This window comes from Aeromonas sp. 603607 (assembly GCF_049171595.1).
In the GTDB taxonomy this organism is placed as follows: Bacteria; Pseudomonadota; Gammaproteobacteria; order Enterobacterales; family Aeromonadaceae; genus Aeromonas; species Aeromonas veronii.
In genome coordinates, this window is record NZ_JAAKOV010000001.1 from 461,989 (window position 1) to 474,980 (window position 12,992).

Below are 12,992 nucleotides of genomic sequence, written 5' to 3' on the forward strand. Positions count from 1 at the left end.
GCATCCGTTGGCATTGAAAACGTTTGCAGGCATCGGCAAAAAAAAATGCCGATCACCGGCGGCCTTGATTTGTAACCTAATGTAACGTCTGTTTTTTGTTTTTGCAGCGAATTAAGCGGCCTATTAAATAGGCTATTTCGCCTCACGTTATGGTAAAAGGCGCTTTTTATTCGGTTTCAATCGCTAACTTTTCGCCTCTTAATTCGTGGCAATAACCTGCGGCAAGCCATGAGCTGACTGGCCTTTGGCCATTAAAAATGGAGTCTGATGGGCCTGCCGTTCCCTCAGCCATTACCTCTTGAGATCCGATCGCCAATCCAGCACACTGATTTCGCTTTGGAAGCAAATAAAACTCAAGGATTATCAATGAACAAGACTCTCATTGCCGGCATGGTAGCCGGACTGTTTGCCCTTCCCGCCTGGGCTGCCCAGGTGCCTGCCGGTACCAAGCTGCTGCCGGATGCCCAACAAATCTACGTGACCAATATCGGCACCGAACCCACCACCATCGACCCCCAGCTGGTAGAAGAGACCGCCGGTAGTGCCATCGTCAACGATCTGTTTGAAGGGCTCTATGAGCTGGATAATACCGGCAAGATCAAACCAGCAGGCGCCGTCAGCTACGACGTCGACAAGACAGGTACCGTCTACACCTTCAAGCTGAGGCCCGAGGCCAAGTGGTCAAACGGTGAACCGGTCACCGCCGCCGATTATGTCTACGGCTGGCAACGGGCGGCCGATCCCAAGACGGCCTCCAACTACGCCTGGTTTATCGAGTTGACCGGAGTGGTCAATGCAAGCGAGGTGACACAGGGCAAGAAGAGCCCGTCAGAGCTCGGGATCAAGGCGCTCGATGACCACACCCTGCAGGTCACCCTGAAAAATCCGGTTCCCTTCTTCCTAAAAACGCTGGCCCACTACACCACGTTCCCGGCCCCCAAGGCCACCATTGAAAAATTCGGCAAGGATTGGGTCAAACCGGGCAATATCGTCTCCAACGGCGCCTTTGTACTCAAGGAGTGGACCCCCAACGAGCGGCTGAGCGCCGAGCGCAATACCCACTACTGGAACAACCAGCACACCGTCCTGAACAAGGTGATCTATCTGGAGATCGTCTCGGAAACCGCCGCCTACAACCGCTATCGCACCGGTGAACTGCACTACACCACTTATCCGCTGGAGCAATACAAACAGCTCAAGAGCAAGAGCCCGGAAGAACTGGTCAGCGTCCCCACGCTGGCCAGCTATTACTATGTCTTCAATACCCAGCGCAAACCGTTCGATGACCCGAAAGTACGCAAGGCGCTCTCGCTCGCCATCGACCGGGAGACTATCACCGACAAGATCCTGGGGCAGGGACAAATTGCCGCATATAGCTTCACGCCCCCCATTGTGGACGGTTTTGAATTGAAAAAACCGGCCAGCCAGCTGCAGAGCAAAGAGGAGCGGATCAAGCAAGCCAAAGCCCTGTTGGCCGAAGCGGGTTATGGTCCGGACAAGCCACTCACAGTGGACATTCTCTACAACACCAACGAGAGCCACAAAAAGATTGCGCTGGCCGTCTCCTCCATGTGGAAACACAACCTAGGGGTCACTGCCACCCTCAACAACATGGAGTGGAAGACCATGGTCTCGGCGCTGAACGAGGGGGATTTCGGGGTTAGCCGCTATGGCTGGAACGGGGATTATAACGACGCCTCCACCTTTCTCGACATCATGACCTCCAGCAGCAGCGCCAACAGCGGCAAGTGGTTCAACAAGGAGTACGACGCCCTGCTGGCCAAGGCCCACGACTCGCTGGATCCCGCTGAACGCAATGCCCTGTATCAGCAGGCAGAGGCTCTCATTGATGCGGATGCCCCCATCGCCCCCATCTATTTCTCGGTCAAATCAAGGTTGCTCAAACCTTTCGTGAAAGGCTATCCCCACCTTAACCCGCAGGATGTGGTCTACAGCAAGGAGCTCTATCTGGTTGCCCAGTAACCGGCTCGGCAAGATGTGACCATAAAAAAGCGCCTGCATTGCTGCAGGCGCTTTTCATTGGCGGCCAAGCGGGCCATTGGGCCCATCTACGCTTTCACGCAAGATTACTCTTCGGGACAAGGAGCCAACACCTCCCGGCGACGACCCATCACCACCGGACGCACCAGCAACTGAGCCAGCAAAACCCCCAGCAGAGTCAGACCGCCCCCGATCAGGTGATAGCTGGTCAGCCGCTCTCCCAGCAGGGTGATGGCAAGGCCAGCCGTCATCACTGGCAGCAGATTCATAAAGATGGCGGTACGATTGGCACCAAGCAGGGTGATCCCCTGCATCCAGAGCCAGGGACAGAGGGCCGACGCGGGGATCCCCGCATAGAAGATCAGCCAGATCGCACGCCCCTCTGGCAGCTGACCATCCACCAGCAGAAAGAAGGGGGTCAGGATCACCACACTGCAGAGCACCTGACCGTAGAGCAGCGACCAGTTGTCGAGCCCCAAATCCCACTTCTTGAGCAGCACGCTATAAAGGGCATAAGTGCCCGCCGAGAGCAGCATGTAGACAGAGCCGATATGAATACCCTGGGTAAACAGTCGGGTCGGATCCCCCTGCCCCAGCAAGATAGACAAGCCAAAGATGGAGAGCAGCGCCCCCAGCACGGCGCCCCAGGTGGGCCGCTCACGCAGCAGCCAGATGCTGAGTAACACGGTCAACAGTGGCGTCAGCCCCATCATCAATCCCATCTCGGTGGCCCCCATGGTCTGTGCGGCGTAGTACCCAAAGGTCTGATTAAGCACCATGCCCAGCGAGGCCAGCATGGCGATCTGCCAAAGGCCGGCACGAATGCGGGCACGCGCACGCCATACTCGACGGGCCAGAAACGGGCTTAATACCAGCGCAGCCACCACCCAGCGCGACCAGGCCAAGGCTGCCGGGGACAACACACCAACCGCCAGTTTGCTGACGATGCCATTGCCAGCCCAGATGGCAATGCAGGAGAAAGGAAACAGAAAGGCAAAGGGCATGAGAGGATCCAGACCGAAGAGACAACAGCGGGCCAGTATAGGGGGCGATGGAAGATAAACAAAGGTGTGGGCCTGAACAGCCACATAGTGAACGCCAGTAGCCAGAAACAAATATGCCCGCAAAAGTGCGGGCATATCAGTGCAGAAACAGGTTCAGAAGCGCATCACGCGGCATCCATGTGCAGTCTGGAGATCAGCTCGTTGACCTCGGTGACTGTCTGGCGATGGGGAATATCCGCCGGATTCGGCATCAGCAACAAACCGGATTGGAAATCAAACCGCCCCCGACCATGAATGTAAATCCGACCTTTAAAGAAGGTTTTGACATGCTTTGCCACCATCAGTGGCAGGTACTTCTTGAACACTCTCATCGTTTGCAACCTCTTGCAGTTGTATCCGTATGACAGCAGCTTCTGCGAATTAATTCCGTAAAATATTTATAAAAATCCGGAAAACTCGCCCATCTCTTCCCAAAAAATTCAATCTATAACTTTTTATTAACTTTTAGCCTATTGTATGCGGCCCTTCGAGCCAGAGCAAGGCTCCTTTGCCATCGTGCCACTCGATACAGGCGATCCCCGAGGTGGCAAACATGGGTGCTCCTGCGGCCGGACAGAGGCTTTGCACCAGATAACCCACCAGCGGCAGATGGCTGACCATCAGGATCTGGTCATGTTGTTCAGCCAAAGTGGTAAGGTAGCTGGCCACGAAAGCGGGATCACCGTAAGGGGTAATGTCGCCACTCTCTTCAACGGCTGCTGCGTCAGGCAATTCACTGCATATGGCTTGCCAGGTCTGGCGTGCCCGCAGATAGTTGCTGTGGATCACCCGATCCAGCGGGCCAATCAGCTGAGGCGCCAGCCAGCGGGCCATCTGGATAGACTCTTCAATACCCTGCTCGGTCAATGGACGCTGTTCATCTGTTTTCGCATTCATGCCAGCCTGGCCATGACGCATGATATAGATCTTCATTACAACCTCGCCCAACGGGCCTGTTTTGATAGCCGGGGGATCTTACCCCGCCACGGGTGTGGAAACAATTGCGCTACCTCTCAGAAAAGGGTTTGCCTGACGGGATAGCGGGGTCGATAATCATGTTTAAATTCAAATAAATCCAACGTGAGTCACACACCAATGAGCCCATATGCCAGTCCCAATGACCATCGGCAATACCATTTTCTGGAGCTGGCCAACCGGCTCAGGGTCTTGTTGATTTGTGATCCCGACACCGACAAATCCGCCGCTTCTCTGGCGGTCAATACCGGCCATTTTGACGATCCCGCCGACCGGCAGGGAATGGCCCATTTTCTGGAGCACATGCTGTTTCTCGGCACCTGCACCTACCCCAAGCCTGGTGAGTACCAGCAATTTATGAGCCGTCATGGCGGCAGCAACAACGCCTGGACTGGCACCGAATTCACCAACTTCTTCTTCGAGATCGACAACGGCTTCTTCGAAGCGGGGCTGGATCGCTTCTCCCAGTTCTTTATCTGCCCCACCTTTGATCCGGAGTGGGTGGACAAGGAGCGCAACGCGGTCGACTCCGAGTATCGCCTCAAACTGCAGGACGACATGCGCCGCAGCTATCAGGTGCATAAAGAGACGGTCAACCCGGCGCACCCCTTCTCCAAGTTCTCGGTGGGCAACCTCGATACCCTGGCCGATCTGCCGGGACGGGATCTGCGCTCCGATCTTATTCGTTTTTACGAAAGCCACTACAGCGCGGATCGCATGGCGTTGGTGATGATCTCGCCGGAATCCATCGATACCCAGTTGCAGTGGTGCTGTCGCTACTTTGCTCCCATTTTGAATCGCAATTTGGGAACCCCGACGCTCACCATGCCGCTTTACCGGCTCGATGATCTCGGCGTGCGCATCCACATCAATCCGGTCAAGGAGACCCGCAAGCTGTCGCTCAGCTTCCCCTTGCCCAATGTGGACGAGTTCTACGACAAAAAGCCCCTCACCTTCCTGAGCCATCTGATCGGTTATGAGGGGGATGGCAGCCTGCTCTCCCTGCTTAAAGCGAAAGGCTGGGTCAACCAGCTCTCGGCGGGCGGTGGCATCAGCGGCGCCAACTTCAAGGATTTTGGCGTCAACTTCGGCCTCACCCCGCTCGGCCTTGAACATGTGGACGACATCCTCGCCGCCCTGTTTGGCTATCTGAAACTGATTGGCCGCGAAGGGCTGCAGAGCTGGCGCTATGACGAAAAACGGACCGTGCTCGAATCGGCATTCCGTTTTCAGGAGCGCGGCCGCCCCCTCGATACGGTGTCGGGGTTGGTGCTCAACCTCTTTAGCTACCAGCCTGAGGATCTGCTCTACGGCGACTACATGATGCGCGAATATGACGAGGGGCTGATCCGCCGCTTCCTCGCCAAGCTCACCCCGCACAACCTGCGTATCACCATCACTGCGCCGGAAGTGGCGACCGATCGGCTGGCCCGCTGGTATCAGACCCCCTACAGCGTGACGACCATTACCGAGGCCGAGAAAATTCGCTGGCAGCAGAGCGAGCCGGATCCGGCGCTGGCGCTACCCAAGCCCAACCCCTTTATCAGCAGTAGGCTCGATCCGCGTACGCCCGAGCTTGCCGCCGACATGCCCGCCTGTCTTATCGATCGCCCCGGTTTTCGCCTCTGGCACCTCCATGAGCACCTGTTCAGCGTGCCCAAGGGCAATCTCTACATCTCCATCGACAGCGAACATGCGGTAAAAAATCCGCGCAATATCGCCATGGCGCGCCTCGCCGTGGAGCTGTTGGCCGACCACCTCAACGCCCTCACCTATCCTGCGGAGCTGGCGGGGCTGGGTTACCAGATCTATGCCCATCAGGGGGGCTTTACCATCAACCTGAGCGGCTTTGCCGACAAGCAGCCGCTGTTGCTCGACATGATCCTCGGCAACCGCACCCTGGGGTATCCGGATCCGGGTCGCTTCGCCGAGATCAAGGAGCAGCTCATTCGCAACTGGGACAACCAGTCCAAGGCTCGCCCCATCTCCCAGCTCTTTAACCAGCTCACCAGCCTGTTGCAACCCAACAACCCGCCGTTCGAGCAGTTGCTGCGTCACCTGCGCACCGTCGAGCTGGAAGAGATGCCCGGCTTCGTGGCCCAGCTGTTTGGCGAGGTGCATGTCGAAGCGCTGGTGCATGGCGACTGGACTGCCGCCGAAGCACTGGAGCTGGCCGCCCTGATGGAGCGCCACCTGAGCGATATCAATGGCACCAGCAGCAAGCCGAGCGGCGAGACCCGTCGTCCGCTCATCTCCATTCAGGACAGGGGCACCCTTATTCGCGAGCAGGGTTGCGATCACGAAGACTCGGCGCTCCTGGTCTACTACCAATCCCGCACCACCCGAGCGCGGGATCTCGCCTGCTTCACTCTGGCGAACCACATCATGTCCTCTACTTTCTTCCACGAGCTGCGCACCCGCCAACAACTGGGGTATGTGGTGGGTGCCGGCAACCTGCCCCTCAATCGCCACCCGGGGCTGATCTTCTATATCCAGTCGCCGGTGGCGGGGCCGCAGATCCTGCTCGATGCGGTGGAGGAGTTTATCGACCTCTTCCCGCTCGCCATGCTCGAATTTACCGAGCAGCAGTGGCAGGAGAGCAAGGCGGGGCTGCAAGCCCAGCTGAGCGAGCGGGATGCCAACCTGCGCAGTCGCGGCCAGCGGCTGTGGGTCAGCATCGGCAACAAGGATCTGGGGTTCGATCAGCGGGAGCGGGTCTGCGACGAGGTGGGCAAGTTGAGCCGCGCCGATCTGGTGCGCTTTATCACCCAACTGCGTTCGCGCACCTCCGATCGGCTGATCCTCTGCAGCTATGGTCAGGGGCACGAACATGACGAGCGGATCACCGGCCAGTTTATCGACGATCCACGGGCATTTCGGCTCAATGCCGCCACCTTCGAAGCCTGATCAGGCCTCGACATCCCCCGTTTTTCCTTCCCACGGCAAATCGCAGGCAATAAAAAGCCGACCCATCAGGGTCGGCTGGAAAAACCATAACAATTGCGACCAAAGCCGCCAAAAGTGAACATGAGCGTGAAAATCAGACACTGAGTTGCTGATCAGCAAGCGGGAAAGACCCGATACTCGCTTTGCAATGCCAACAGTGATTGAGAAACAGCCTCATATTAGGCACTCCCCCCGCCAATCACGTTGATCTACGTCAAAGGAGGTAGCGAAGAGCGCGTAGCCTGATGATTTGTCGGCGCAGATCACTCTTTGGCCGCCCGTTAGCTGCCCGTTAACCCCGGCGAACCAGCCGGTAGGCCACCTCATCGAAATAGGAGAGCTGGCCCGACAACACCCGCGGGTGATCCACCTCGGCAGCGCGCCCCAGCACCTCGATACGAAAATCGCGCTCAAACAGGGCCCGTACCTCCATCTCTCCCACCGAGAAGGGGGGCTGACTCTGCTGCTCCGGCTGATATTCGAGGGTTACCAGCAGGATCTGGCCACCGGTCTCGACCAGCGAACTGATCAGGGCAGCATACTGGCGGCGCATCGCGGTCGGCAGGGCGATCAGCGCCGCGCGGTCATAGACCAGCCGGTAACGGCGACCCAGACTGGGGGCAGCGAAAAAATCTCCCTGAAAAATGCGCAGGCTGTCCACCTGATGGCACTGATAAGGGCCCACTTCGCTCACGGTCGCGGCGAGCTGGTTTTCACTGAAGAACTGGCTGACGGCAAGGCTCGATAGCTCGAAACCGTCGACCGGATGACCCTGAGCGCTCAGCCAGAGCATGTCGCGGGACTTGCCGCACAGGGGAACCAGCACCGGCTCGTCCGCTTGCTGGGCTGACCACCAGGATTGCAGCCAGTGGTTGAAGTCCGCCTGATGAAAGCCAATCCGGTTCTCTTCCCAACGCTGATGCCAAAACGCAGCTTCCATCGTTATTACCCTTCTGTACTAAAGATGCCTCAATATCACAACTTAACCGACACCGCGCAACCCTCTCCCCTCCCATTTTTGCCGCGCAGTCCCAGTGTTTTTACGGATGAATGACAGGAGTTCCCCTTGCCCTGCATCTCGCTGTCACAATGGGCGCTATTGGCTGTGCTTATGACGGGCAGAGGTATACCAACCCATGCAAAAACGTCATGGGTGTATGGCGATGAATGAATAAAAGGAATGACGTTGGCAGGCCAAAATGTGCCTGCCAACGCCAGAAAGATCACGACAGCGTGGCGCGAGCGGCCGCCAGCTGACGCTCGATATAAGCAAAATCGGGGCGTTCGGCGGGGAGTTCCGAGAGGCAGGCCGCTTTGAGCTGATGCAACCCATCAAGCAGTGAGTCTTGCGTATCGCAATGGGCCAGCAGCTCCTCCAGCAGGCAACCAAAGGCGCGCACTTCCAGTCGCTCAAGGCCCATGGCCCGCTCGCGGTCGCAGCGGTCATATAAGGAAGCGGCGCCAAAATCCCCCAGCAGGGCGCGAGCCGGCGCGTCAGAACCGCGGGCAAACAGAATATTGTGGCCGTAGAGATCCCCGTGCATGATGCCCGCGCGATGCAGATGGCCCTCCACCGAGGCGATGCCGTGGGCCATCGCCAGCGCATCCGGCACACTCAGATGCAGCTCCTCTGGATAGACATCTCGGGTGCAGGAGTCCAGGCTCGGCGGCCCGGCCAGATTGGCAAAGGCCGGGTCGATCAGCTCCATCACCAGCGCCGGAATGCCGGAGGGGTGATCCGCCACCTTGCCTATCACCTTGATAAGGTTGGGATGAGTGCCCGCCGCCAGCGACGCCGCCATCTCGCAGCGGGGCAGCCCGTCACTGGTCACCGCCCCCTTGAACAGCTTGACCGCCACCTGACTATCATCGCCTCTATCGCTCGCCTGAGTCACTTCATCAGCAGTATTACCCACAAGGGTGGCGCGATGGATAACGCCAGATGCTCCCTGCCCCAGCAACTCGCCCAGCGCCAGCGTCTCCCAGGCAATGGGCGCGACATGGGCATCATCGATGGCCCGCGCCTCCTCCCCTTCGCTAAAGGGGTTGCCTGAGTAGGCAAGCCAGGAAAGGCGCGGCAGCGAGAGCAGCCACTCGGGGAAGCGTTCGATGCGGTTGGCGGCGATGCGCAGCAGCTCCAGCTTGCGGCAGTTGGCAAGGCTGGCCGGCAGCTCGCGTAGGCGGTTGCCCGCCAGCATCAGCTTTTGCAGGGCGTCGCACTGGCCCAGCTCATCAGGCAACTGTTCCACTGCGTTGTCGGTCAGGATCAGCCAGCGCAAACCGGCGGGCAGCGCCTTGGCCGAGACGGTGGCAATCCGGTTGGCCTTAAAGCCCACCATGGTGAGTGCCGGGCAACGCCCCAGCACCTCGGGCAGCTCGGTAAAGCGGTTCTCGGAGCAGAAGATAATGCGCAGTTTGCTGAACCCGGCCAGCTCGTCGGGGAGCGTGCTTAGCTGGTTGCCGGTCAAATCCAGCACCTCCAACGTCTCTTTCAGGCTCAAAATCTCGGTGGGGAACTCCGTCAGGTTTTCACAAAGCTTCAGATGGCGGGCACCGCACAGTTCACCCGCACGCAGCTGTTCCAGAGTATGCATAACCGTTTCTCAATCCTGATGACCTGCATGATGACATAGCAAGCCATCTGCGCGCGCCGAACCTGGGTCCAGCGGTTTTAAAGGGGGGCATTATAAAGAATCAGGGGGGCAGATCACCCCTGGTAGCTTGAAAGTATGCGGCTTATACGATCGCCAAGACAGCGACATCTATTGCACGTTGGCAGCGCTTTGCTCGCGACCAGCTTGCAATGCCGCTGTAGCATGACCTGAATGCACAGCGTAATGAATCCTTATTTCCGTCCGCCCCCTAGCGATTGAATGAACGCCAGCGTACGACGATTAAACTGTTCCGGCTGCTCCACATTGCAGACATGGCCGCACTGTTCGATCACCGCTAATGAGGAGCTGGCATCGCGGGCCACCTGTTCGCGCACCGGTGCCAGAAACATATGATCCTCCTCTCCCATCACATAGAGGGTGGGAATGGGCAGGGAGCGTTCGCGGAAGTAACGCATCAGCGGGTTGACCTCGGTGGCGAGGCGGAACCAGCGTTTGAACTCTTTCTGGCAGAGCTTGCGGGCCTCGCGCACAAAGAGGTTGCGCGACTCCTGATGGTGCTGGCGCGGCATGATGATGAAGGCAAACAGCCGGTAGAGCCACATATAGGGCAGGAAGTGCTGGCCGAGTCGGCCCAGCTGTACCAGCACCCGCGAACGGATATCGAGCCGCAAGATAGCGCCCCCCAGTACCATGCTTTTCACCCGCTCCGGGCAGAGCTCGGCCAGATGGCGAATAAGGATGGTGCCAAGGGAGATGCCGACAAAGTGGGCGCGGCGGATATCGAGATGATCGAGCAGCCGAACGATATCTTCGGTCACTTCCCGAAAACTGTAGTGACCCTTGACCACCTGTTGCAGCTGGTGGGACCGGCCGTGGCCGCGCAAGTCCAGCAGCAGTACGTTGAAGTGTTCGCGATAGGCGCGCAGCTGCTTGAACCAGATGGAGGAGCTGCCACCGGCACCGTGGACAAACACCACCCAATCCCGCTCGGGACCCAGTTCGAAAGTCTTGTGATACAACATCCAATAGGCTCCCTTGGTGATGGGGGGTATACTCGGCTGCGCGCATATTAACAGAACAGCCCCGCCGATAGATATGCGCCTGACATGACCCGGATCACCCCTTGCGCGAGAACTTTCCATGGATTTGACCCGTTTGCGCCACTTTCTGCTGACCCTGCCGGGCGCCACCGAAGATACCCCGTTTGGCCCGGAGATCCTGGTCTACCGCATCGCGGGCAAGATGTTCGCGCTGGTGGATTGGCAGGCCGAGCCGCTCACCATCAACCTCAAGTGCGAGCCCGAGCTGGCGTTGCTGCTGCGCGAGATCCACCCCGAGGTCAAACCGGGTTGGCATATGAACAAGCAACACTGGAACACAGTGACCCTGAACAGCACCTTGCCGGATGATCTGTGGCAGGGCTGGGTGCACCACTCCTATGAGCGGGTTGTCGCGGGTCTGCCCAAAGCCAAACGGCCACAGGCGCCGCGCCCCCTCTCCCCCACTGACGACCCAACCTTATGACGCCAGCACTTAATCCAGCACTTTGTATTGTCCCCCTTGGCGAGGCACATATCCCCGCTCTCGTGAGCCTGTTTGAGCAGGCGGTGCGACGCAGCGGCCCCGAGCACTACAGCGCCGAACAGGTGGAGCAGTGGGCCCTAGGTTCACAACATCCGGGCTTTGTCAGCCAGCTGCGCGAGCACCACGGCTGGGTAGCGGAGCAGGCAAATGTGCCCCTCGGTTTTGTCACCCTGAGCCCCGATGGCCACCTCAGCCTGCTCTATGTCAGCGCCGACCATCAGCGCCAGGGACTGGGCAATCTGTTACTCACCACGGCGCTCGCGGGAGCCAGAGGGCTCGGTCTGACGCTCATCACCACCGAGGCCAGCGCCTTCAGTTATGAGCTATTTTTACGACATGGCTTTACGTTGACCGGGCTGGAGTGCGTGGAGCGGGGCGGAGTCAGTTTTACTCGCCATCGCCTGCACTGCAGCTTGCCAAGCTAGAGCAAGCCACTAAAATACGCTCAATTTTCGTATTGTTACTGTATTGAGGCAGCAACCATGGTGGTAGAAAGTGAAGGCTATATCTCGCTGATCGAGTATCTGGTGGAGAGTTTGGGATTGTTTGAATCCCAACAGCAGAGCGATGGTGAAGAGACCATCGAAGACCTGGTCAGTGGCCGTGTTGCCAGCAACCTGATGGCCATTTGCGAACAAAACCCCCAGCTCGATCCCAAGGTGCGTTTCGCCATCATGCAGGAGGCCGACGCCGTGGTCGCCGATCTGGAAGAGGTGCTCTCTGCTGTCTGGCTGCGCGCCCCGACCCCGGAACAAAAAACCTTCCTCATCGAATTTATCGATCTCATCAAGAACCTGTTCGACAGCGCGATCGCCTGACCGATCGCCCCTCCCGAGCGAAAACAAGCAGATATGAAAAGGGCCGCCTTGGTGGGCAGCCCTGCTTGCTATCATTTTCAACCCGCCAGTGCGTTCATTCATCAGGCGGTTATCAAGGCAAGAAATGTGTCTGGACTTTGCATCCGATCCCTGGACGCTACCTAGTTAGTCCCGACTGGTCGCAATAAGTTCCCTCCTCCGACCATTTATTTTCACTTTTATTAAGAAATCGACTACAAACCTGTTCAGCGGTTCAGGCTTGGCGGCAAACAGACTCCAATGCCACCCAATCCGCAGTAGCCATCCGGATTTTTCTCCAGATATTGCTGATGGTAATCCTCGGCGTAGTAGAAGGGCGCCAGCGGCAGAATGCGGGTGGTAATGGCACGACTGTCGCCGCTTGCCGCCATCGCCTGCTGATAGGCCGCCATGCTCTGCTGGGCAATGATCTGCTGGCTCTCATCGCCATAGAAGATCACCGAGCGATACTGGGTACCAATGTCCCCGCCCTGACGCATCCCCTGCGCCGGATCGTGCTGCTCCCAGAACAGTCTGAGCAGATCGCCGTAGCTGATCACCGCCGGATCAAACACCACCTGCACCGTCTCGGCATGACCGGTCAGGCCGCTGCACACCTCTTTGTAGGTGGGATTCTGGGTCACACCGCCCTGATAACCGGCCGCGGTGGAATAGACGCCCGGCTGCTGCCAGAACAGGCGCTCCACGCCCCAGAAACAGCCCATACCAAACCAGGCGATCTCCATGTTCTCGGGCCAGGGACCCTGGGTCGGGTTGCCATTCACCGCATGCTGCTGACCAATCACCATAGCTTCGCGTCGTCCCGGCAGGGCATCTGCCGGTGAAATAATCTGTTCCATGAATTCTGTCCTTGTATAAAACCCTGTGAAATCACACAGCTGACGAAAAGGAGCATCGAAGATAGCAGTTTATCGCGCTGGATCAACCGGCGGGCCCCTCCCCGCTCGCCCCGGCGGCCGTCTGCACCGTCT

Annotated in this window: 12 protein-coding genes; 5 read left to right on the forward strand and 7 right to left on the reverse strand. The window is 58.3% G+C overall.

What is annotated here, in order from left to right; translation table 11 throughout:
* Positions 1–366: 366 nt before the first annotated feature.
* Positions 367–1,983, forward strand: coding sequence for a peptide ABC transporter substrate-binding protein (locus tag G5315_RS02005; RefSeq protein ID WP_064336240.1), 1,617 nt, complete (start codon positions 367–369; stop codon positions 1,981–1,983).
* Positions 1,984–2,087: 104 nt separating this feature from the next.
* Here the strand turns inward: G5315_RS02005 and G5315_RS02010 are convergent, their stop codons facing one another.
* The 3 genes from G5315_RS02010 to sixA all read right to left on the reverse strand — a co-directional run bounded on the left by G5315_RS02010 (position 2,088) and on the right by sixA (position 3,977).
* On the reverse strand, positions 2,088–3,005 hold the full coding sequence (locus tag G5315_RS02010) for a DMT family transporter (protein WP_421332250.1): 918 nt from the start codon (positions 3,003–3,005) through the stop codon (positions 2,088–2,090).
* Between the two features lie 164 nt (positions 3,006–3,169).
* Positions 3,170–3,376, reverse strand: a complete 207-nt coding sequence (locus tag G5315_RS02015; RefSeq protein WP_005336998.1) for a DUF1107 domain-containing protein — start codon at positions 3,374–3,376, stop codon at positions 3,170–3,172.
* Positions 3,377–3,509: 133 nt separating this feature from the next.
* Positions 3,510–3,977 (reverse strand): phosphohistidine phosphatase SixA, encoded by a 468-nt coding sequence (gene sixA / locus G5315_RS02020; RefSeq protein WP_021230584.1) that lies wholly within the window; start codon positions 3,975–3,977, stop codon positions 3,510–3,512.
* A gap of 162 nt (positions 3,978–4,139) precedes the next feature.
* Between sixA and G5315_RS02025 the strand changes: the two genes are divergently transcribed.
* Complete coding sequence (locus tag G5315_RS02025; protein WP_266133915.1) at positions 4,140–6,926, forward strand: insulinase family protein; 2,787 nt, start codon at positions 4,140–4,142, stop codon at positions 6,924–6,926.
* Positions 6,927–7,257: 331 nt separating this feature from the next.
* Here the strand turns inward: G5315_RS02025 and G5315_RS02030 are convergent, their stop codons facing one another.
* From G5315_RS02030 to G5315_RS02040, 3 genes are all read right to left on the reverse strand, one after another.
* A complete protein-coding gene (locus G5315_RS02030) occupies positions 7,258–7,905 on the reverse strand; it encodes a thiopurine S-methyltransferase (protein ID WP_005337003.1) in 648 nt (215 codons plus the stop codon).
* A gap of 283 nt (positions 7,906–8,188) precedes the next feature.
* Positions 8,189–9,559: a leucine-rich repeat-containing protein kinase family protein gene (locus tag G5315_RS02035; protein ID WP_421332252.1), complete on the reverse strand. Its 1,371-nt coding sequence runs from the start codon at positions 9,557–9,559 to the stop codon at positions 8,189–8,191.
* A 251-nt stretch (positions 9,560–9,810) separates the two neighbouring features.
* On the reverse strand, positions 9,811–10,602 hold the full coding sequence (locus G5315_RS02040; protein ID WP_421332254.1) for an alpha/beta fold hydrolase: 792 nt from the start codon (positions 10,600–10,602) through the stop codon (positions 9,811–9,813).
* Between the two features lie 118 nt (positions 10,603–10,720).
* On the opposite strand from G5315_RS02040, the gene G5315_RS02045 reads away from it, so the two are divergent.
* From G5315_RS02045 to G5315_RS02055, 3 genes are read left to right on the forward strand one after another with little or no spacing between them, the layout of a single operon-like run.
* Complete coding sequence (locus G5315_RS02045) at positions 10,721–11,104, forward strand: MmcQ/YjbR family DNA-binding protein (RefSeq protein ID WP_005333730.1); 384 nt, start codon at positions 10,721–10,723, stop codon at positions 11,102–11,104.
* Entirely contained in the window at positions 11,101–11,589 is a 489-nt protein-coding gene (locus G5315_RS02050) for a GNAT family N-acetyltransferase (RefSeq protein ID WP_421332256.1), read from the forward strand. The genes G5315_RS02045 and G5315_RS02050 overlap by 4 nt, the downstream gene beginning before the upstream one ends.
* Before the next feature lie 57 nt (positions 11,590–11,646).
* Complete coding sequence (locus G5315_RS02055) at positions 11,647–11,982, forward strand: DUF3802 family protein (RefSeq protein WP_216978620.1); 336 nt, start codon at positions 11,647–11,649, stop codon at positions 11,980–11,982.
* A gap of 245 nt (positions 11,983–12,227) precedes the next feature.
* Here G5315_RS02055 and msrA read toward each other — a convergent pair whose 3' ends face one another.
* A complete protein-coding gene (msrA, locus tag G5315_RS02060; RefSeq protein ID WP_005352745.1) occupies positions 12,228–12,860 on the reverse strand; it encodes a peptide-methionine (S)-S-oxide reductase MsrA in 633 nt (210 codons plus the stop codon).
* Positions 12,861–12,992 lie beyond the last annotated feature (132 nt).